Here is an 18454-nt window from a genome sequence, read left to right as displayed (position 1 = left end):
AAATAAATTGAAAATTCTACGTTACCACGAAAGCCTTGAAGCTGGGCGGTGAAGTATGTATAATAAAAAAAGTGTAATAAACCTAACAAATATCCAGCTTATTGTTGCATATTATATGTGTTTTATGTATAATAGACAATGTTGGTCTTTGACTGCGATGAAGTGGAAGGTTGCCGACACACCCGGCCGCTTTGCCATGGCGAGTGTGGGGGAAATTTCCATGGAGAATGTCTATGTAAAATAGGCGAAAAAGGAGGGAAAGTAATGGCAAAACAAAAAATTCGTATTCGTTTAAAAGCATATGATCACAGAATTCTTGATCAATCTGCAGAGAAAATTGTTGAAACAGCAAAAAGATCTGGTGCAGCTGTATCCGGTCCGATTCCGTTACCAACAGAAAAATCTGTATACACAATTCTTCGTGCTGTGCACAAGTACAAAGATTCTCGTGAGCAATTTGAAATGCGTACGCATAAACGTCTAATCGATATTGTGAACCCTACTCCACAAACAGTAGATTCATTAATGCGTTTAGATTTACCGTCTGGTGTAGACATTGAAATTAAACTTTAATAAATATCTTACGAAAAACAGGAGGTGTGACTCATGACCAAAGGAATCTTAGGAAGAAAAATCGGTATGACGCAAGTATTTGCTGAGAATGGTGATCTTATTCCTGTAACGGTAATTCAAGCAACTCCAAACGTTGTTCTTCAAAAGAAAACTGTTGAAACAGACGGTTACGAAGCAATTCAGCTTGGCTTTGAAGATAAACGCGAAAAGCTTGCTAACAAGCCAGAAAAAGGTCATGTAACAAAAGCCAATACTGCTCCTAAGCGCTTCGTTCGCGAATTTAATGCGGAAAACTTAGATGGGTATGAAATTGGTCAAGAAGTCAAAGTTGATATTTTTGCAGAAGGTGACATCGTAGATGTAACTGGAATTTCTAAAGGGAAAGGTTTCCAAGGTGTTATCAAGCGCCACGGACAATCTCGTGGACCAATGGCTCACGGTTCTCGTTATCATCGTCGCCCTGGATCTATGGGTCCTGTTGCTCCAAACCGTGTATTCAAGCAAAAAGCATTACCTGGACGCATGGGTGGAGAACAAATTACTATTCAAAACTTACAAGTTGTAAAAGTTGATGTAGAACATAATCTTATCCTAGTTAAGGGTAATGTTCCTGGTCCTAAAAAAGCATTGCTTAAAGTCAAAACAGCGATTAAAGCAAAGTAATTAACATAAAGGAAAGGAGGAAACAGGAATGCCGAAAGTAGCTCTATACAACCAAACTGGATCTCAAGTTGGAGAAGTTGAACTAAAAGACTCTGTGTTTGGTATTGAACCAAATCAACATGTATTATTCGATGCAATTGTTATGCAAAGAGCATCTTTACGCCAAGGAACTCATAAAGTTAAAACTCGTTCTGAAGTTCGTGGTGGTGGTCGTAAGCCGTGGAAACAAAAAGGTACTGGACGTGCTCGTCAAGGATCTATTCGTTCACCACAATGGCGCGGAGGCGGTACAGTATTTGGTCCGGTTCCACGTAGCTATAGCTACAAATTACCAAAGAAAGTTCGCCGATTAGCTATTAAATCAGCACTTTCTACAAAAGTATTAGAAGCGAAGATTCTAGTATTAGAATCATTATCTTTTGATGCTCCAAAAACAAAAGACTTCGTAGCAGTTCTTAAAAACTTATCAGTGGCTAAAAAAGCATTAGTAGTAACAGATGGCTTAGATGCTAATGTTGCATTATCTGCTCGTAATATCCCTGGTATAACTGTTGTTGAAGCAAATGGTATTAATGTTTTAGATGTAGTTTCTCATGATCAATTAATCATGACAAAAGCTGCAGTTGAAAAAGTAGAGGAGGTGCTTGGTTAATGGATTCACGCGATATCATTAAGCGCCCCGTCATCACAGAACAATCTACTGATGTTATGGCTGACAAGAAATATACATTTGAAGTAGATGTACGTGCAAACAAAACACAGGTTAAAGATGCTGTAGAAGAAATCTTTGGTGTGAAAGTTGCTAAAGTAAATGTGATGAACTATAAAGGTAAGTTCAAACGTATGGGTAAACATGCAGGTTATACAAACAAGCGCCGTAAAGCAATTGTTTCATTAACTGCTGACAGCAAAGAAATTGAATTTTTCGAGGTTTAATAAACCGATCTTGAAAGAATAGAAGAGGAGGGAAAAACATGGCGATCAAAAAATACAAACCGACCTCTAATGGACGTCGCGGCATGACAGTTTCTGATTTTGCGGAAATCACTACTGATAGACCGGAAAAATCTTTACTTGCGCCTCTAAAAAGCAAAGGCGGCCGTAACAACCAAGGTAAGTTAACAGTTCGTCATCAAGGTGGCGGTCATAAGCGTCAATACCGTATTATCGACTTTAAACGTGATAAAGATGGTATACCAGGACGTGTTGCTACAATCGAGTATGATCCAAACCGTTCATCTAATATCGCACTAATTAATTATGTTGATGGAGAAAAGCGTTATATCTTAGCTCCAAAAAACTTAAAAGTGGGTATGGAAGTAGTATCTGGACCAGATGCAGATATTAAAGTGGGTAACGCACTTCCATTAGTAAATATCCCAGTTGGTACAGTTGTTCATAATATCGAGTTAAAACCTGGTAAAGGTGGACAATTAGTACGTTCAGCAGGTACTTCTGCGCAAGTACTTGGTAAAGAAGGTAAGTACGTACTTGTACGTTTAACTTCTGGTGAAGTTCGTATGATTCTTGCAACTTGCCGTGCTTCAATTGGTCAAGTTGGTAACGAACAACACGAATTAATCAATATTGGTAAAGCAGGTCGTTCTCGCTGGTTAGGTAAGCGCCCAACTGTACGTGGATCTGTAATGAACCCTAATGACCATCCACACGGTGGTGGTGAAGGACGTTCTCCTATCGGACGTAAATCTCCGATGACTCCATGGGGTAAACCAACGCTTGGTTACAAAACACGTAAGAAAAATAACAAGTCTGATAAATTTATTGTGCGTCGTCGCAAAAAATAACGCGGTTGAACTACGGTTCAGATTAAGGGCCGTAGCGCAATCACGAAGGGAGGTTCGAGCATGGGTCGAAGCTTAAAAAAAGGACCTTTTGTTGATGAACATTTAATGGTTAAAGTCGAAAAGCTTAATGAAACAGAGAAAAAACAAGTAATCAAAACTTGGTCTCGTCGTTCTACAATTTTCCCTACATTTATCGGTCATACAATCGCAGTTTATGACGGTCGTAAGCATGTACCGGTTTATGTAACAGAAGATATGGTAGGTCATAAGCTTGGTGAATTTGCACCAACTCGTACTTATAAAGGTCACGCTAGTGACGATAAGAAAACAAGACGCTAATGAGAGGAGGGCATCCCGATGCAAGCTAAAGCTGTTGCAAGAACAGTTCGTATTGCTCCTCGTAAGGCACGCCTAGTTGTTGATCTAATTCGAGGTAAGCAAGCAGGCGAAGCAGTTGCTATTTTGAATCACACACCAAAAGCTGCTTCACCAATCGTTGAAAAAGTTTTAAAATCTGCTATTGCTAACGCAGAGCATAACTATGATTTGGACGTTAATAGCCTTGTAGTTACAGAAGCATATGTAAACGAAGGACCGACACTAAAACGTTTCCGTCCACGCGCTATGGGCCGTGCAAGTCAAATCAATAAACGTACTAGCCACATTACAATCGTAGTATCAGAAAAAAAGGAGGGATAATTCGTGGGACAAAAAGTACATCCAATAGGTTTACGTATCGGAGTCATTCGTGACTGGGAATCTAAATGGTACGCGGAAAAGGACTACGCTGACCTTCTACATGAAGACATTAAAGTTCGTGAATACATTGCAAAACGTTTAAGCGATGCATCTGTTTCTGGTGTTGAAATTGAACGTGCTGCAAATCGTATTAATATCACAATCCGCACAGCGAAACCAGGTATGGTAATTGGAAAGGGCGGTACTGAAGTTGAAGCACTTCGTAAAGCACTTAACGAACTAACTGGCAAACGCGTACACATTAACATTGTTGAAATCAAAAAAGCAGATATCGATGCTAAATTAGTAGCTGAAAATATTGCTCGTCAATTAGAAAATCGTGTTTCTTTCCGTCGTGCACAAAAGCAAGCTATGCAACGTGCAATGCGTGCTGGTGCAAAAGGAATTAAAACACAAGTTTCAGGCCGTCTTGGTGGAGCTGACATGGCTCGTACAGAAGGCTATAGTGAAGGAACTGTTCCACTTCATACTCTACGTGCTGATATTGATTATGCACATGCTGAAGCAGATACAACTTACGGTAAACTTGGCGTAAAAGTATGGATTTATCGTGGAGAGGTTCTTCCTACGAAGAAAAAGACTGAGGAAGGAGGAAAATAATCATGTTATTACCTAAACGCGTTAAATATCGTCGCGAACACCGTGGAAAAATGCGTGGTCGTGCGAAAGGTGGTACTGAAGTAGCATTTGGTGAATTTGGTTTACAAGCTCTTGAAGCATCTTGGATCACTAACCGTCAAATTGAAGCTGCTCGTATCGCGATGACTCGTTATATGAAACGTGGAGGTAAAGTTTGGATTAAAATCTTCCCTCACAAACCATATACTGCAAAACCATTAGAAGTTCGTATGGGTTCCGGTAAAGGTGCTCCTGAAGGCTGGGTAGCAGTTGTTAAACCAGGTAAAATTATGTTTGAAATTGCAGGTGTATCTGAAGAAGTTGCTCGTGAAGCATTACGCCTTGCTATGCATAAATTACCGGTTAAATGTAAATTCGTAAAACGAGAAGAAATTGGTGGTGAATCAAATGAAAGCTAATGAAATTCGTGACCTTACCACTGCAGAAATAGAACAAAAAGTAAAATCTTTAAAAGAAGAGTTATTTAATCTTCGTTTCCAATTAGCTACAGGGCAACTTGAAAATACTGCTCGCATCCGTGAAGTACGCAAAGCGATTGCTCGCATGAAAACCGTGATCCGTGAAAGAGAGATCGGTGTTAACAATCGATAATGAGAGGAGGTTTGCACAATGAGTGAACGCAACCAACGAAAAGTTTATACAGGACGTGTTGTTTCTGATAAAATGGACAAAACAGTAACTGTTCTTGTAGAAACTTATAAAAAACACTCACTTTACGGCAAACGCGTGAAGTACTCTAAAAAATTTAAAGCTCATGATGAGCAAAACGAAGCGAAAATTGGCGATATCGTTCGCGTTATGGAAACACGTCCATTATCTGCGACAAAGCGTTTCCGTCTTTTAGAAGTCGTTGAAAAAGCTGTTATAATCTAATGGAAAGTATCGGATTTATGTTTATTCCGAAGGGAGGTAAACAATCATGATTCAACAAGAATCTCGTTTAAAAGTTGCTGACAACTCTGGTGCTAGAGAAGTTTTAACGATTAAAGTTCTAGGTGGTTCTGGCCGTAAAACAGCAAATATTGGTGATGTTATCGTTTGTACAGTCAAACAAGCAACACCAGGAGGCGTTGTTAAAAAAGGTGATGTCGTTAAAGCTGTTATTGTACGTACGAAAAGCGGTATGCGACGTCCTGATGGTTCATACATCCGTTTTGATGAAAACGCATGTGTAATTATCCGTGATGACAAGGGTCCACGTGGAACTCGTATCTTCGGACCTGTTGCTCGTGAACTACGTAACAATAATTTCATGAAAATCGTATCCTTAGCTCCAGAAGTTCTTTAATCTATATAGTTTATTAATCAAGGAGGTGCGATTAAGATGCATGTAAAAAAAGGCGACAAAGTAATGGTTATTACAGGTAAAGATAAAGGAAAAACAGGTGTCATCCTAGCTTCATTTCCTAAAAAAGACCGTGTGATTGTCGAAGGCGTGAACATCGTTAAAAAGCATTCCAAGCCTTCACAAATTAACCCACAAGGTGGAATCATTAGCCAAGAAGCACCTATTCACGTATCCAATGTAATGATATTAGATCCTAAATCAAACGAGCCTACTCGTGTTGGTTATCAAGAAGTAAATGGCAAAAAAGTACGTGTAGCGAAAAAATCTGGTGAAGTTTTAGATAAATAGTTCTTAGATGAAGGGAGGTACACTACATGAACCGCCTAAAGGAAAAATATGAAAAAGAATTAACACCTGCTTTAACAAGCAAATTTAACTATAAATCAGTAATGCAAGTACCTAAAATTGAAAAAATCGTAATCAACATGGGTGTTGGTGACGCAGTTCAAAACGCAAAAGTACTTGATAATGCTGTTGAAGAATTAACATTAATTACTGGACAAAAACCAGTTGTTACTAGAGCAAAAAACTCTATCGCGGGATTCCGTCTACGTGAAGGTATGCCTATTGGTTGTAAAGTTACACTTCGCGGAGAGCGTATGTATGAATTCCTTGATAAATTAATTTCAGTTTCACTTCCACGTGTTCGTGACTTCCGTGGTATTTCCAAGAAGTCATTCGATGGTCGTGGTAACTACACACTTGGTGTAAAAGAACAACTTATCTTCCCTGAGATTGATTACGATAAAGTAAGTAAAATCCGTGGTATGGATATCGTTATCGTAACAACTGCAAAAACAGACGAAGAAGGTCGCGAGTTATTAACTCAGTTCGGAATGCCATTCCAAAAGTAATCGTCAAAATAAGGGAGGCGTAAACGTGGCTAAAAAATCTATGATCGTGAAGCAAAAACGCACACCAAAGTTTGAAGTGCAAGCTTATACACGTTGCGAACGTTGTGGCCGTCCACATTCAGTTATTCGCAAATTCAAACTTTGCCGTATTTGTTTCCGTGAACTTGCATACAAGGGTCAAATTCCTGGTGTTAAAAAAGCTAGCTGGTAAAACCCGAATTTGGGAAGGAGGTAAAATCATATGGTAATGACAGATCCAATCGCAGATTTGCTTACTCGCATTCGAAACTCAAACATGGTGCGTCACGAAAAATTAGAAGTACCTGCTTCTAAAATCAAAAAAGAAGTTGCTGAAATTCTAAAACGTGAAGGTTTCGTTCGTGATGTTGAATATATCGAAGATAACAAGCAAGGAATCATCCGTATCTTTTTGAAATACGGTTCAAATAATGAGCGTGTAATTACTGGTATTAAGCGTATTAGTAAGCCAGGCTTACGTGTATACGCAAAGGCAGATGAGGTTCCAAAAGTACTTAATGGCCTTGGAATCGCAATTGTTTCTACTTCTCAAGGTGTCTTAACGGATAAAGAAGCTCGTAACAAACAAGTTGGTGGAGAAGTACTAGCTTACGTTTGGTAATACTGAAATGAACGGAGGTGCAGATAAATGTCCCGTGTAGGTAAAAAACCTATTGAAGTTCCATCTGGTGTAACGATTACAGTAGATGGAAATAACAATGTAACAGTGAAGGGTCCTAAAGGCGAGCTTTCTCGCAGCTTTAACCCAGATATCACAATTAGCGTTGAAGAAAATGTAATCAATGTTACTCGTCCTTCAGACGCAAAAGCACATCGTGCATTACATGGTACGACTCGTGCGTTACTTTCAAACATGGTTGAAGGTGTATCAAAAGGTTATGAAAAAACATTAGAATTAATCGGTGTTGGATACCGTGCTCAAAAACAAGGAACTAAACTTGTATTGAATGTTGGTTATTCTCATCCTGTTGAATTCGAAGCTGAAAGTGGTCTTGAGATCGAAGTACCATCTAATACAAAAGTTATTGTAAGAGGTACAAGTAAAGAACGCGTTGGTGCTTTAGCTGCTAATATTCGTGACGTTCGTCCGCCAGAGCCATATAAAGGTAAAGGTATTCGTTACGAAGGCGAATATGTACGTAGAAAAGAAGGTAAAACAGGTAAATAATACTGCTTAGATAGTAGAAAGGAGTGACCACAATGATTACTAAGCCAGATAAAAATCAGGTGCGTAAGAAAAGACATGCACGTGTTCGCGCTAAATTAAGTGGAACTACGACACGTCCTCGTTTAAACGTATATCGTTCTAATAAAAATATCTATGCACAATTGATTGATGATTTGAATGGCGTTACTTTAGCAAGTGCTTCAACACTTGATAAAGAAATTAGTTTAGAATCATCAAGCAATGTAGATGCTGCTGTAAAGGTTGGCGAATTAATCGCTAAACGTGCGGTAGAAAAAGGCTATAAGAGTATTGTATTTGATCGTGGTGGATACCTCTATCACGGACGTATTAAAGCTCTTGCTGATGCAGCTCGTGAAAACGGTCTAGAATTTTAATAGAAAAAGGAGGGACAAATAGATGCGTAACATTGATCCTAACAAACTTGAATTAGAAGAACGCGTTGTTACTGTAAACCGTGTTGCGAAAGTTGTTAAAGGTGGACGTCGCTTCCGTTTCTCTGCACTTGTTGTAGTTGGTGACAGAAATGGCCATGTTGGCTTCGGAACAGGTAAAGCACAAGAGGTACCTGATGCAATTCGCAAGGCTGTTGAAGATGCTAAGAAAAACTTAGTTGAAGTACCTATGGTAGGTACAACGATTCCGCATGAAGTGATTGGTCGCTTCGGTGCTGGTAATATTCTTATGAAACCAGGTTCTCCAGGTACTGGAGTAATCGCTGGTGGTCCAGTACGTGCGGTACTTGAATTAGGTGGGGTAGCGGATATCACATCTAAATCTTTAGGTTCAAATACACCTATTAACATGATTCGTGCGACAATTGAGGGTATTAAACAATTGAAACGTGCGGAAGATGTTGCAAAATTACGTAATAAATCAGTAGAAGAACTGTTAGGATAAGGAGGGAATTATAATGGCAAACAAATTAGCGATTACCCTCACTCGCAGCTTGATCGGTCGTCCTCAGGATCAACGTGATACAGTTAAGGCTCTTGGTTTGCGTAAAGTAAATCAAACAGTTGAACAACAAGATAATGCCGCTATCCGTGGTATGATTACTAAAGTTGCTCATCTTGTAACAGTGAAAGAACAATAATCTAATTTTGATTATACAAGGAGGTGCCGACAATGAAACTTCATGAATTACAACCTGCTGAAGGATCACGCAAAGAGCGTAATCGTGTTGGTCGTGGTATTGGTTCCGGAAATGGGAAGACTGCTGGTAAAGGCCATAAAGGTCAAAACGCTCGTTCAGGTGGCGGAGTACGCCCTGGTTTTGAGGGTGGTCAAACACCTTTATTCCGTCGTTTACCAAAACGCGGTTTCACTAATATCAACCGTAAAGATTATGCAATTGTAAATCTTGATGCTTTAAATCGCTTTGAAGACGGTACTGAAATTACACCGGCTCTTCTAATCGAAACAGGAGTTGTAAGCAAAGAGAAATCTGGAGTAAAAATTCTTGCAAATGGTAAGCTTGAAAAAAAACTGTCTGTAAAAGCTCACAAATTCTCCTCTGCTGCTAAAGAAGCAATTGAAGCTGCTGGTGGAACTACCGAGGTGGTTTAATGTTCTCAACAATCTCCAATTTTATGCGTGTTGGTGATATTAGACGTAAAATATTATTCACTCTTTTAATGTTGATCGTATTTCGAATCGGAGCATTTATTCCTGTACCGTTTGTAAATTCGGCAGCATTGGAAGCTAATGATCAAAGTGGTTTTTTCAGTATCCTGAATACATTTGGCGGTGGAGCGCTTTATAAATTCTCACTTTTTGCGATGGGGATTATGCCGTATATCACCGCTTCTATCATTATTCAGTTATTACAAATGGATGTTATTCCGAAATTTACGGAATGGTCTAAACAAGGTGAAGTAGGGCGTCGTAAATTAGCACAATTTACACGTTACTTCACAATTATTCTTGCTTTTATTGAAGGTATTGGTATGTCCTACGGATTTAATTCAATGACTCAAGGTCAATTGATTTTAAATCCAGGATGGGGTACCTACTTAATTATTGCAGTTGTTTTAACCGCCGGTACTGCATTTTTAATGTGGTTAGGTGAACAAATTACAGCACATGGTGTTGGTAATGGAATATCGATCCTTATTGCTGCAGGTATCCTTGCTAGGGTACCAACTATGATTAGTCAGATTTACGAACAACAATTTAAAAATGCTGGTCAACAGTTATTTTTAAAAATTGTGATCTTATTACTGATTATTTTAGTTATTATTGCTATTGTAGTTGGAGTTATTTTTGTGCAACAAGCATTAAGGAAAATTCCAATTCAATATGCACAACGTCTTGCGGGTCGTAATCCTGTTGGAGGACATTCAACACATTTACCTTTGAAAGTAAATGCTGCAGGAGTTATTCCTGTAATCTTTGCAGTATCTTTCATCGTTGCACCAAGAACGGTCGCATCCTTCTTTGGTTCCAACAATGTAACAGATACGATTCAATGGGTATTTGATTATACAAAACCAGTAGGCGCTGTAATCTACGTAGCGTTAATTATCGCTTTCACATATTTCTATGCATTTGTACAAGTGAATCCTGAACAAATGGCTGATAACCTGAAAAAACAAGGTGGATATATTCCGGGAATTCGTCCTGGTAAAAGTACACAAGAGTATCTTACTCGCGTACTTTATCGCTTAACTTTTGTAGGGTCTTTATTCCTTGCAGCTGTTGCAATCCTTCCGGTAATATTTACTGCTGTTGCAGAATTACCTACAACGGTTCAAATCGGTGGAACAAGTTTACTTGTTATGATCGGTGTTGCACTTGATACTATGAAGCAATTAGAATCACAGCTTGTGAAGCGTCATTATAAAGGATTTATCAAGTAAAACTATGTTTTAGGAACAATCACTTGTTCCTAAAGCATGGACCTAAGTCTTAAGGGGGAAGTACTAGTGAACTTAGTATTAATGGGTCTTCCCGGTGCCGGTAAAGGAACTCAGGCCGAAAGAATCGTAGATAAGTATGATATCCCTCATATTTCAACTGGAGACATGTTCCGAGCAGCTATGAAAGAAGGCACGGAACTAGGCTTGAAGGCTAAGTCTTTTATGGATAAAGGCGAACTTGTTCCTGATGAAGTAACAATCGGCATTGTTCGTGAACGTTTAAGTAAAAAGGATTGTGAAAATGGATTTCTACTTGATGGATTTCCTAGAACGGTTCCACAAGCTGAAAGCTTAGAAGCAATTCTTACTGGTTTAAACAAGCAAATTGACTTTTGCATAAACATTCAAGTAGATAAAGGTATTTTAATGGAACGTTTAACAGGCCGCCGAATTTGTAAAAATTGTGGTGCCACTTATCATCTCGTTTTCAATCCTCCTACAAGTCCAGGTGTCTGTGACCGATGCGGCGGTGAATTATATCAAAGACCAGATGATAATGAAGAAACTGTTCAAAACCGTTTAGAGGTTAACATTAAACAAACTCAACCTCTACTTAATTTTTATGAGCAAAAAGGATATTTGCAAACTATTAATGGTCAGCAAGATATTGATAAAGTTTTTGCTGATATTGTAGTGTTGCTTGAAGGATTATCAAAATAATTCAGTAATTGGATGTAATTGCTGAAAAATTTCTTTATAGGTTTGATGCATTTCCTTCTTATAAACGTTATAATGGAATGCGTGGGTGCATATGTGCTTAAATGAACAAAGCAATTTGTTCTTTACATTTTATAAGATCGTTCTTAAGATGGTGGCATCTAGCATCGTTATCGATGTTATTTATAATGGCTATCATGGTGATTCTTTATTGACCTATCCTTTAGGTACAATTGACATAGAAACCGGGAAGCTATTAGAGGTGACTTGAGAAATCACTAATCATGGCTTACAAGAATGAAAGCCTGGTGAGCGTCTTTCGAACATCTCTCATGCGATTCATTAATTGTCATAGCAAAAGGGCTTTTTCCGTGGTGGCAAGTATGCCGATCATAGGATTGGTCAAGAATTACATGAAGACACCCTAATACCTCATTACTAACTGTAAAAGAGGTATTAAATGTGGTCCCAAATGGTAGATAGAAGGGAGACTTGTTCGGTGGCGAAAGACGATGTTATCGAGGTTGAAGGTACTGTAAGTGAAACTTTGCCAAATGCAATGTTTAAGGTAGAATTAGAGAATGGCCATACCGTTTTAGCACATGTTTCCGGTAAAATCAGAATGCACTTTATTCGTATTTTACCTGGAGATAAGGTTACGGTTGAGCTTTCTCCATATGATTTGACACGCGGAAGAATTACGTATCGTTATAAATAATATGAATGCACTCCGTACTGTTAAGGAGGTAAAGACAAATGAAAGTCAGACCATCAGTAAAGCCAATCTGCGAGAAATGTAAGATCATACGCAGAAGAGGTAAAGTTATGGTTATTTGTGAAAACCCTAAACATAAACAAAAACAAGGATAATTTGAAGGAGGTGCGCTTTTTCAATGGCACGTATTGCAGGTGTTGACATTCCACGTGATAAACGTGTAGTGATCTCATTAACTTATGTCTATGGTATTGGTAAACCAACTGCTCAAAAGGTTCTAGCTGAAGCAGGTGTATCTGAAGATACTCGCGTTCGTGATTTAACAGAAGAAGAGTTAAATAAAATTCGCGATATTATTGATAAATTAAAAGTAGAAGGTGACCTTCGCCGTGAAATTTCTTTAAACATCAAACGTTTAATGGAAATTGGTTCTTTCCGTGGTTTACGCCATCGTCGTGGCTTACCAGTTCGCGGTCAAAATACGAAGAACAACGCTCGTACTCGTAAAGGTCCACGTAAAACGGTAGCAGGTAAAAAGAAATAATTAGCAAAGGAGGTTTCTTAATAGAATGGCACGCAAAACTAATACTCGTAAACGTCGTGTGAAAAAGAATATCGAATCAGGTGTTGCACACATTCGTTCTACATTTAACAATACAATCGTAACTATCACAGATCCACATGGTAATGCTCTTGCTTGGTCAAGTGCAGGTGCGCTTGGATTTAAAGGTTCTCGTAAATCTACTCCTTTCGCAGCGCAAATGGCAGCAGAAACTGCGGCTAAAGCTTCAATTGAGCATGGTATGAAAACTCTTGAAGTAACTGTTAAAGGTCCTGGTGCTGGTCGTGAAGCTGCTATTCGTGCACTTCAAGCTGCAGGATTAGAAGTAACAGCTATTAAAGATGTTACTCCAGTTCCACATAATGGATGTCGCCCACCAAAACGCCGTCGTGTTTAATTTTTCTGTATGAGATTTTGTATCCCTGTCAATAATGGGATATGATATGTTTTTTGAAACAGATAAGATTAATCCAGTTGTTGTGCACAAACGGGAATGTATACATGGGGAATTTCGGATTTATAGAATTAGATTCTTACCGGGGTTTCGACGTTTTGAAGGAGGGTAAATTTGAATGATTGAAATTGAAAAACCAAAAATTGAAACGGTTGAGGTCAACGATGATACGTCTTTTGGAAAGTTCGTCGTAGAACCGCTTGAGCGTGGATATGGTACAACTTTGGGTAACTCCTTACGTCGTATCCTATTATCCTCACTCCCAGGTGCCGCTGTCACGTCTATTCAAATAGATGGGGTAATGCATGAGTTCTCAACAATTGAAGGCGTCGTAGAAGATGTTACATCTATTATCCTAAATCTTAAAAAACTAGCTTTGAAAATTTACTCTGACGAAGAGAAGACGCTTGAAATTGATGTACAGGGAGAAGGAGTCGTAACGGCTGCAGATATTACACATGATAGTGATGTAGAAATCTTAAATCCAGATTTATATATTGCTACATTAGGGAAGAATGCTCATTTCCGTATGCGTATGTCTGCAACGAGAGGTCGTGGCTATACACCAGCTGATCTTAACAAACGTGAAGATCTTCCAATTGGTGTTATTCCTATTGACTCTATCTATACTCCGGTACAACGTGTTAATTACCAAGTGGAGAATACACGTGTCGGACAAATGTCCAACTATGACAAGCTCTCACTCGATGTTTGGACTGATGGTAGCATTGGACCAAAAGAAGCTATTTCTCTTGGTGCAAAAATATTAAATGAACATTTAAATATTTTTGTCGGATTAACGGATGAAGCTCAAAATGCTGAAATCATGGTTGAAAAAGAAGAGGATCAGAAAGAAAAGGTTCTTGAAATGACCATTGAAGAATTAGATCTTTCCGTTCGTTCTTATAATTGCTTAAAACGTGCTGGTATCAATACTGTTCAGGAATTAGCTAATAAGACTGAAGAGGATATGATGAAGGTACGAAATCTAGGTCGTAAGTCTTTAGAAGAAGTAAAAGCTAAGCTAGAAGAGCTTGGTTTAGGCTTAAGAAAAGACGATTGATCAAAAAGTAAAATTCAACAAGGGAGGGAAACTTCATGCCTTACAGAAAGTTAGGTCGTACAAGTGCCCAACGTAAAGCATTACTTCGCGATTTAGCAACTGACTTAATCATCAACGAACGCATCGAAACAACTGAAGCTCGTGCGAAAGAATTACGTTCAGTTGTTGAAAAGATGATTACTCTTGGTAAACGTGGTGATTTACACGCACGTCGTCAAGCAGCTGCATATATTCGTCACGAAGTAGCGAATGCTGAAACAAACGAAGATGCTGTACAAAAGCTTTTCGGTGACATCGCAACTCGTTACCAAGAACGCCAAGGTGGATACACTCGTATCATGAAACTTGGACCTCGTCGTGGTGACGGTGCACCTGTAGTAATTATCGAATTAGTTTAATATTCGTTTACATTAAGGGCAGGACAGTTATTCATAACTGCTTCAATGCCCTTTTTGTATAATTTTAAAGCTATTAGAGTGTTATGATGGGCACCGCCCTTTTTATTAGGTGTCCCGTCTAGCTCCTTGTATCCCTCTCCCATCTCTTATTGATGTTTATGATTAAAAGGGCGCGCACAACCTTGGAGAGGGGTGCGGGCTTTTTTATTTATTATGTGAATTCTCCTTTTTATAGAAGAGCAGAGAAAGAAAGTAAATATTAGAATAGACTAGCTTAGACCCGAGGAGGAAGAAGATGACAGAACCCGTAATCTCTATAAATAATATATTTTTTAAATATGAAGGCCAAGAGCATTATGCACTTGAAGATATTACTTTACAAGTGATAGAAGGAGAATGGCTTGCTATTGTTGGGCATAATGGTTCGGGGAAATCAACATTGGCTAGACTCATAAACGGACTTCACTTCCAGGAAAAAGGAGAAGTAACAGTAGAGGGTATTTCTTTAGCAGAAGAGACAGTGTGGGACGTAAGGAAACGGATCGGAATGGTCTTCCAAAATCCAGATAATCAATTTGTTGGGACAACAGTCCAAGATGATGTGGCTTTTGGTTTAGAAAATAATGGGATACCGCAAGAAATAATGGTGGAAAGAGTCCATGACGCTTTAGAAAAAGTTAATATGTCTGCCTTTCTGAATCAAGAGCCGCACCATTTATCCGGAGGACAAAAGCAAAGAGTAGCTATTGCAGGAATCATTGCATTACAGCCAAAGGTAATTATTTTGGATGAGGCTACTTCAATGTTAGATCCTAAAGGACGATTAGAAGTATTAAATACAATCCGTGAATTAAAGAAAAAAATAGGATTGACCGTTATATCGATTACACATGATTTAGAAGAGGCTGCTAGAGCTGACCGTATTATTATCATGAATGGCGGTAAGGTATATAAGGAAGGAATCCCAAGTGACATATTTGAGATGGATGAAGAATTAGTTAAGCTCGGATTGGATATTCCTTTTTCAATTAAAATGGCTAAATCATTAAAGGAAAACGGCTATCCTTTGACAACTTATTATCTAACAGAAGAAGAATTGGTGGATGCATTATGGACATTACACTTGAACAAGTAGAATATAGATACCAAGCTGGTACTCCATTTGAGAGGCTAGCACTTCATGATATAAATCTTCATATACCTAAAGGGATGTTTCTGGCTATCATCGGCCATACTGGTTCGGGTAAGTCTACCTTACTTCAGCATTTAAATGCGTTATTGCAACCTACAAATGGAAAGATTACGATTGGTGACCGTACGGTTATCTCAGGTAAAAAGGAAAAACAATTGCGTCCGATTCGCCAAAAGGTTGGAATCGTTTTTCAGTTTCCAGAGCATCAGCTTTTCGAAGAGACCGTGGAAAAGGACATTTGTTTTGGACCAATGAATTTTGGTGTGTCAAAGGAAGATGCTAGTAAGCGAGCGAAAGAATTAATTTCACAGGTAGGGCTCCCTGAAGAAGTATTAGAAAAGTCGCCGTTTGATTTATCTGGCGGTCAAATGAGAAGGGTTGCAATTGCAGGAGTATTAGCAATGGAACCAGAAGTTCTTGTTTTGGATGAGCCTACTGCCGGACTGGATCCACGCGGCCGCAGGGAGATTATGGACATGTTTTATCGTTTGCATAAGGAAAAAGGGCTTTCCACTATACTTGTTACACACAGTATGGAGGATGCCGCAAAGTATGCTGATGAAATTGCTATTTTGCAGCATGGTGAATTGAAACAAACAGGAGCACCTCGAGATATATTTTCTGCCCCGAAAGAATTAATGTCTCTAGGACTTAACGTTCCGGATGTTGTTCGTTTTCAATATTTATATGAGGAAAAGTTCCAACTAAAATTAGAAAAAACATGTCTTACCATTGAAGAATTAACGGATGCCATAAAGAATGTTGAAATGCGAGGTGTGCGATCATGATGGAGAAAATGATATTCGGGCGATATGTTCCGACTGATTCTGTCGTTCATCATCTAGATCCACGCTCAAAGCTTATATTTGTTTTCGCATTTATTTGTATTGTTTTTTTGGCTAACAATATTATTACGTATGCTTTTTTAGCTGTATTTACCATTGTACTTGTTTTTGTGTCGAAGATTCCATTTCGATTTTTTATTAATGGTTTAAAGCCCGTACTTTGGCTTGTCCTATTTACATTGGTACTTCATTTATTTTTTACAAAGGAAGGTCACCTTATCTTTCATTTTGGCTTTATTAAAATTTATGAAGAAGGGTTAAGGCAAGGGGTTTTTATTTCATTGAGATTCATGATTCTAATATTTGTAACTTCCTTATTAACCTTAACTACTTCGCCAATATCGTTAACAGACGGATTAGAGACATTGTTAAATCCTTTAAAAAAGGTGAGGTTCCCTGTTCACGAACTTGCATTAATGATGTCCATTTCTTTGCGGTTTATTCCTACGCTGATGGATGAGACGGATAAAATTATGAAAGCACAAATGGCAAGAGGTGTAGACTTTACAAGTGGTCCAATAAAGGATCGCATTAAAGCAATCGTTCCTTTATTGATTCCTCTTTTTGTGAGTTCTTTTAAGCGTGCTGAAGAGCTTGCAACCGCAATGGAAGCAAGAGGATATCGAGGCGGCGAAGGCAGGACAAAATATCGATTATTATTATGGTCATTTTCTGATACGGCAAGTCTTATTGTTTTAATCATCGTCACAGCACTTTTGACAATTCTAAGAGCATAATGAGGTTTAACATGTCACGATATAAATGTATTATTTCATATGATGGATCGGGCTTCTGTGGATATCAAATTCAGCCAAAAGATCGAACGGTTCAAGGTGAGCTTGAAAAAGCCTTGCGCCGGATTCATAAACAGCAGCATATTGTAGTGGAAGGATCAGGGAGGACGGATGCAGGTGTCCATGCACATGGTCAAGTAATCCATTTTGATTCCCCTCTAGATGTTCCAGTAGACAAATGGCCAACAGTTCTTAATACGACATTGCCGGATGATATTTTAGTGAAAAGTGCTGAGCTGGTAGAGGATGACTTTCATGCTAGGCATATTGCAGTAGGAAAGGAATATCACTATCGGGTGTACACAAGTAGTGAAAGAGATCCATTTAAACGCTTTTATTCTCATCATTATCCATATAAATTAGATTTGAATGCTATTGAAGAAGCAATGGGCTACTTCTTAGGGACTCATGATTTTACGAGTTTTTGCTCCGCCAAAACGAAGGTCTCGAGCAGAATAAGGACATTACACGAAATTAGTTTTACTCAGGAAAAGGATGAATTGATTTTTAAGTTTGTAGGCAATGGATTTTTATATAATATGGTACGAATTATTATGGGGACTTTATTAGAGGTCGGAAGAGGTAGAAAGAAGCCTGAGCAGATTCCGATGATTATAGAACAGCAAAACCGAAAACTTGCTGGGAAAACGGCGGGACCGGAAGGATTGTACTTGTGGAAAGTGTTTTATGATGAGTCTAGTTTTTTATGATTTCACTCTAATACTTCGTATGTAGATGTTGTTGGCCAACCTATTTTCACTGCGTTGTTATTCCTGCGTCATTAAGGCTTTTTTAATTAGGTGTTGACCAACAACTAAGTATTTTTATCGAATAAGAGACTGTTTTTAAAGTTTCTATCTAACACAACTAAACCAGGTGTAACATTTTCTTGACATTGTTGTCAGAAAAAGATATTATAACCTATGGTATTGTTTTTAATCCCACGATAAGCCCCGGAAACTTATTGTGATGAAATAAATACATTTA

The 18454-nt window shown here is 38.5% G+C and carries 34 protein-coding genes; all 34 read left to right on the top strand.

The genetic code is table 11. The features are described from left to right. Positions 1-264: 264 nt before the first annotated feature. The 34 genes from rpsJ (at position 265) to truA (ending at position 18177) form a co-directional block, all read left to right on the top strand. Positions 265-573: a 30S ribosomal protein S10 gene (gene rpsJ, locus AC3WJF_RS10225; protein WP_003354783.1), complete on the top strand. Its 309-nt coding sequence runs from the start codon at positions 265-267 to the stop codon at positions 571-573. Between the two features lie 33 nt (positions 574-606). Next, positions 607-1236, top strand: coding sequence for a 50S ribosomal protein L3 (gene rplC / locus AC3WJF_RS10220; protein WP_492451765.1), 630 nt, complete (start codon positions 607-609; stop codon positions 1234-1236). Positions 1237-1264: 28 nt separating this feature from the next. After that, complete coding sequence (rplD, locus tag AC3WJF_RS10215) at positions 1265-1888, top strand: 50S ribosomal protein L4 (protein WP_492451763.1); 624 nt, start codon at positions 1265-1267, stop codon at positions 1886-1888. Then, complete coding sequence (gene rplW / locus AC3WJF_RS10210; protein WP_492451761.1) at positions 1888-2172, top strand: 50S ribosomal protein L23; 285 nt, start codon at positions 1888-1890, stop codon at positions 2170-2172. The genes rplD and rplW overlap by 1 nt, the downstream gene beginning before the upstream one ends. Before the next feature lie 38 nt (positions 2173-2210). Continuing rightward, positions 2211-3041: a 50S ribosomal protein L2 gene (gene rplB, locus AC3WJF_RS10205; RefSeq protein WP_492451759.1), complete on the top strand. Its 831-nt coding sequence runs from the start codon at positions 2211-2213 to the stop codon at positions 3039-3041. Between the two features lie 60 nt (positions 3042-3101). After that, positions 3102-3380: a 30S ribosomal protein S19 gene (gene rpsS / locus AC3WJF_RS10200; protein ID WP_492451757.1), complete on the top strand. Its 279-nt coding sequence runs from the start codon at positions 3102-3104 to the stop codon at positions 3378-3380. An 18-nt stretch (positions 3381-3398) separates the two neighbouring features. Next, on the top strand, positions 3399-3740 hold the full coding sequence (gene rplV / locus AC3WJF_RS10195; RefSeq protein WP_492451755.1) for a 50S ribosomal protein L22: 342 nt from the start codon (positions 3399-3401) through the stop codon (positions 3738-3740). A 3-nt stretch (positions 3741-3743) separates the two neighbouring features. Further along, positions 3744-4400, top strand: a complete 657-nt coding sequence (gene rpsC / locus AC3WJF_RS10190; protein ID WP_492451753.1) for a 30S ribosomal protein S3 — start codon at positions 3744-3746, stop codon at positions 4398-4400. 2 nt (positions 4401-4402) lie between these two features. After that, positions 4403-4837: a 50S ribosomal protein L16 gene (gene rplP, locus AC3WJF_RS10185; RefSeq protein ID WP_492451751.1), complete on the top strand. Its 435-nt coding sequence runs from the start codon at positions 4403-4405 to the stop codon at positions 4835-4837. Continuing rightward, complete coding sequence (rpmC, locus tag AC3WJF_RS10180) at positions 4827-5030, top strand: 50S ribosomal protein L29 (RefSeq protein WP_003351417.1); 204 nt, start codon at positions 4827-4829, stop codon at positions 5028-5030. The genes rplP and rpmC overlap by 11 nt, the downstream gene beginning before the upstream one ends. An 18-nt stretch (positions 5031-5048) precedes the next feature. Beyond that, positions 5049-5312, top strand: coding sequence for a 30S ribosomal protein S17 (gene rpsQ / locus AC3WJF_RS10175; RefSeq protein WP_492451749.1), 264 nt, complete (start codon positions 5049-5051; stop codon positions 5310-5312). A 46-nt stretch (positions 5313-5358) separates the two neighbouring features. After that, a complete protein-coding gene (gene rplN / locus AC3WJF_RS10170; RefSeq protein WP_492451747.1) occupies positions 5359-5727 on the top strand; it encodes a 50S ribosomal protein L14 in 369 nt (122 codons plus the stop codon). A 36-nt stretch (positions 5728-5763) separates the two neighbouring features. Further along, on the top strand, positions 5764-6075 hold the full coding sequence (gene rplX / locus AC3WJF_RS10165) for a 50S ribosomal protein L24 (protein ID WP_492451745.1): 312 nt from the start codon (positions 5764-5766) through the stop codon (positions 6073-6075). Between the two features lie 26 nt (positions 6076-6101). Continuing rightward, a complete protein-coding gene (gene rplE, locus AC3WJF_RS10160) occupies positions 6102-6641 on the top strand; it encodes a 50S ribosomal protein L5 (protein ID WP_492451743.1) in 540 nt (179 codons plus the stop codon). 25 nt (positions 6642-6666) lie between these two features. Continuing rightward, positions 6667-6852 (top strand): type Z 30S ribosomal protein S14, encoded by a 186-nt coding sequence (locus AC3WJF_RS10155; RefSeq protein ID WP_055737812.1) that lies wholly within the window; start codon positions 6667-6669, stop codon positions 6850-6852. A gap of 30 nt (positions 6853-6882) precedes the next feature. Continuing rightward, positions 6883-7281, top strand: a complete 399-nt coding sequence (rpsH, locus tag AC3WJF_RS10150; protein WP_492451740.1) for a 30S ribosomal protein S8 — start codon at positions 6883-6885, stop codon at positions 7279-7281. A gap of 27 nt (positions 7282-7308) precedes the next feature. Then, positions 7309-7848, top strand: coding sequence for a 50S ribosomal protein L6 (gene rplF, locus AC3WJF_RS10145; RefSeq protein WP_492451738.1), 540 nt, complete (start codon positions 7309-7311; stop codon positions 7846-7848). Between the two features lie 32 nt (positions 7849-7880). Then, a complete protein-coding gene (gene rplR / locus AC3WJF_RS10140; protein WP_492451735.1) occupies positions 7881-8243 on the top strand; it encodes a 50S ribosomal protein L18 in 363 nt (120 codons plus the stop codon). A 22-nt stretch (positions 8244-8265) separates the two neighbouring features. Continuing rightward, entirely contained in the window at positions 8266-8766 is a 501-nt protein-coding gene (rpsE, locus tag AC3WJF_RS10135; protein ID WP_492451733.1) for a 30S ribosomal protein S5, read from the top strand. A gap of 13 nt (positions 8767-8779) precedes the next feature. Continuing rightward, entirely contained in the window at positions 8780-8962 is a 183-nt protein-coding gene (rpmD, locus tag AC3WJF_RS10130) for a 50S ribosomal protein L30 (RefSeq protein WP_492451731.1), read from the top strand. A gap of 32 nt (positions 8963-8994) precedes the next feature. After that, positions 8995-9435, top strand: a complete 441-nt coding sequence (gene rplO / locus AC3WJF_RS10125) for a 50S ribosomal protein L15 (RefSeq protein ID WP_492451729.1) — start codon at positions 8995-8997, stop codon at positions 9433-9435. Next, a complete protein-coding gene (gene secY, locus AC3WJF_RS10120) occupies positions 9435-10727 on the top strand; it encodes a preprotein translocase subunit SecY (RefSeq protein ID WP_492451727.1) in 1293 nt (430 codons plus the stop codon). Before rplO ends, secY begins: the two co-directional genes overlap by 1 nt. Before the next feature lie 66 nt (positions 10728-10793). After that, a complete protein-coding gene (locus tag AC3WJF_RS10115; protein ID WP_492451725.1) occupies positions 10794-11447 on the top strand; it encodes an adenylate kinase in 654 nt (217 codons plus the stop codon). Between the two features lie 91 nt (positions 11448-11538). Then, complete coding sequence (locus AC3WJF_RS10110; protein ID WP_492451723.1) at positions 11539-11715, top strand: hypothetical protein; 177 nt, start codon at positions 11539-11541, stop codon at positions 11713-11715. Between the two features lie 228 nt (positions 11716-11943). Further along, a complete protein-coding gene (gene infA, locus AC3WJF_RS10105; RefSeq protein ID WP_055741079.1) occupies positions 11944-12162 on the top strand; it encodes a translation initiation factor IF-1 in 219 nt (72 codons plus the stop codon). Positions 12163-12200: 38 nt separating this feature from the next. Beyond that, entirely contained in the window at positions 12201-12314 is a 114-nt protein-coding gene (rpmJ, locus tag AC3WJF_RS10100; protein WP_152154137.1) for a 50S ribosomal protein L36, read from the top strand. 23 nt (positions 12315-12337) lie between these two features. Beyond that, positions 12338-12703, top strand: coding sequence for a 30S ribosomal protein S13 (gene rpsM, locus AC3WJF_RS10095; RefSeq protein ID WP_213096051.1), 366 nt, complete (start codon positions 12338-12340; stop codon positions 12701-12703). A 25-nt stretch (positions 12704-12728) separates the two neighbouring features. Beyond that, a complete protein-coding gene (gene rpsK, locus AC3WJF_RS10090; protein WP_492451720.1) occupies positions 12729-13118 on the top strand; it encodes a 30S ribosomal protein S11 in 390 nt (129 codons plus the stop codon). Between the two features lie 175 nt (positions 13119-13293). Next, positions 13294-14238, top strand: coding sequence for a DNA-directed RNA polymerase subunit alpha (locus AC3WJF_RS10085; protein WP_492451718.1), 945 nt, complete (start codon positions 13294-13296; stop codon positions 14236-14238). 35 nt (positions 14239-14273) lie between these two features. After that, complete coding sequence (rplQ, locus tag AC3WJF_RS10080) at positions 14274-14636, top strand: 50S ribosomal protein L17 (protein WP_055737824.1); 363 nt, start codon at positions 14274-14276, stop codon at positions 14634-14636. 295 nt (positions 14637-14931) lie between these two features. Beyond that, positions 14932-15771, top strand: coding sequence for an energy-coupling factor ABC transporter ATP-binding protein (locus AC3WJF_RS10075; protein WP_492451715.1), 840 nt, complete (start codon positions 14932-14934; stop codon positions 15769-15771). Then, a complete protein-coding gene (locus AC3WJF_RS10070; protein ID WP_492451713.1) occupies positions 15747-16616 on the top strand; it encodes an energy-coupling factor ABC transporter ATP-binding protein in 870 nt (289 codons plus the stop codon). Before AC3WJF_RS10075 ends, AC3WJF_RS10070 begins: the two co-directional genes overlap by 25 nt. Continuing rightward, positions 16613-17410: an energy-coupling factor transporter transmembrane component T family protein gene (locus AC3WJF_RS10065; protein ID WP_492451711.1), complete on the top strand. Its 798-nt coding sequence runs from the start codon at positions 16613-16615 to the stop codon at positions 17408-17410. Before AC3WJF_RS10070 ends, AC3WJF_RS10065 begins: the two co-directional genes overlap by 4 nt. Before the next feature lie 11 nt (positions 17411-17421). Next, entirely contained in the window at positions 17422-18177 is a 756-nt protein-coding gene (gene truA, locus AC3WJF_RS10060; protein WP_492451709.1) for a tRNA pseudouridine(38-40) synthase TruA, read from the top strand. Positions 18178-18454: the final 277 nt, after the last annotated feature.

Source organism: Heyndrickxia sp. FW510-T9, assembly GCF_058781025.1.
Note: the sequence above shows the minus strand (reverse complement) of the source record. Positions and strands in the feature narration are given on the sequence as shown.

Bases quoted from the DNA above. Each gene is read 5' to 3' on its own strand.
- rpsJ (WP_003354783.1), top strand. From the start codon at position 265: ATGGCAAAACAAAAAATTCGTATTCGTTTAAAAGCATATGATCACAGA.
- rplC (WP_492451765.1), top strand. From the start codon at position 607: ATGACCAAAGGAATCTTAGGAAGAAAAATCGGTATGACGCAAGTATTT.
- rplD (WP_492451763.1), top strand. From the start codon at position 1,265: ATGCCGAAAGTAGCTCTATACAACCAAACTGGATCTCAAGTTGGAGAA.
- rplW (WP_492451761.1), top strand. From the start codon at position 1,888: ATGGATTCACGCGATATCATTAAGCGCCCCGTCATCACAGAACAATCT.
- rplB (WP_492451759.1), top strand. From the start codon at position 2,211: ATGGCGATCAAAAAATACAAACCGACCTCTAATGGACGTCGCGGCATG.
- rpsS (WP_492451757.1), top strand. From the start codon at position 3,102: ATGGGTCGAAGCTTAAAAAAAGGACCTTTTGTTGATGAACATTTAATG.
- rplV (WP_492451755.1), top strand. From the start codon at position 3,399: ATGCAAGCTAAAGCTGTTGCAAGAACAGTTCGTATTGCTCCTCGTAAG.
- rplP (WP_492451751.1), top strand. From the start codon at position 4,403: ATGTTATTACCTAAACGCGTTAAATATCGTCGCGAACACCGTGGAAAA.
- rpmC (WP_003351417.1), top strand. From the start codon at position 4,827: ATGAAAGCTAATGAAATTCGTGACCTTACCACTGCAGAAATAGAACAA.
- rpsQ (WP_492451749.1), top strand. From the start codon at position 5,049: ATGAGTGAACGCAACCAACGAAAAGTTTATACAGGACGTGTTGTTTCT.
- rplN (WP_492451747.1), top strand. From the start codon at position 5,359: ATGATTCAACAAGAATCTCGTTTAAAAGTTGCTGACAACTCTGGTGCT.
- rplX (WP_492451745.1), top strand. From the start codon at position 5,764: ATGCATGTAAAAAAAGGCGACAAAGTAATGGTTATTACAGGTAAAGAT.
- rplE (WP_492451743.1), top strand. From the start codon at position 6,102: ATGAACCGCCTAAAGGAAAAATATGAAAAAGAATTAACACCTGCTTTA.
- rpsH (WP_492451740.1), top strand. From the start codon at position 6,883: ATGGTAATGACAGATCCAATCGCAGATTTGCTTACTCGCATTCGAAAC.
- rplF (WP_492451738.1), top strand. From the start codon at position 7,309: ATGTCCCGTGTAGGTAAAAAACCTATTGAAGTTCCATCTGGTGTAACG.
- rplR (WP_492451735.1), top strand. From the start codon at position 7,881: ATGATTACTAAGCCAGATAAAAATCAGGTGCGTAAGAAAAGACATGCA.
- rpsE (WP_492451733.1), top strand. From the start codon at position 8,266: ATGCGTAACATTGATCCTAACAAACTTGAATTAGAAGAACGCGTTGTT.
- rpmD (WP_492451731.1), top strand. From the start codon at position 8,780: ATGGCAAACAAATTAGCGATTACCCTCACTCGCAGCTTGATCGGTCGT.
- rplO (WP_492451729.1), top strand. From the start codon at position 8,995: ATGAAACTTCATGAATTACAACCTGCTGAAGGATCACGCAAAGAGCGT.
- secY (WP_492451727.1), top strand. From the start codon at position 9,435: ATGTTCTCAACAATCTCCAATTTTATGCGTGTTGGTGATATTAGACGT.
- AC3WJF_RS10110 (WP_492451723.1), top strand. From the start codon at position 11,539: ATGTGCTTAAATGAACAAAGCAATTTGTTCTTTACATTTTATAAGATC.
- rpmJ (WP_152154137.1), top strand. From the start codon at position 12,201: ATGAAAGTCAGACCATCAGTAAAGCCAATCTGCGAGAAATGTAAGATC.
- rpsM (WP_213096051.1), top strand. From the start codon at position 12,338: ATGGCACGTATTGCAGGTGTTGACATTCCACGTGATAAACGTGTAGTG.
- rpsK (WP_492451720.1), top strand. From the start codon at position 12,729: ATGGCACGCAAAACTAATACTCGTAAACGTCGTGTGAAAAAGAATATC.
- AC3WJF_RS10085 (WP_492451718.1), top strand. From the start codon at position 13,294: ATGATTGAAATTGAAAAACCAAAAATTGAAACGGTTGAGGTCAACGAT.
- rplQ (WP_055737824.1), top strand. From the start codon at position 14,274: ATGCCTTACAGAAAGTTAGGTCGTACAAGTGCCCAACGTAAAGCATTA.
- AC3WJF_RS10075 (WP_492451715.1), top strand. From the start codon at position 14,932: ATGACAGAACCCGTAATCTCTATAAATAATATATTTTTTAAATATGAA.
- AC3WJF_RS10070 (WP_492451713.1), top strand. From the start codon at position 15,747: ATGGACATTACACTTGAACAAGTAGAATATAGATACCAAGCTGGTACT.
- AC3WJF_RS10065 (WP_492451711.1), top strand. From the start codon at position 16,613: ATGATGGAGAAAATGATATTCGGGCGATATGTTCCGACTGATTCTGTC.
- truA (WP_492451709.1), top strand. From the start codon at position 17,422: ATGTCACGATATAAATGTATTATTTCATATGATGGATCGGGCTTCTGT.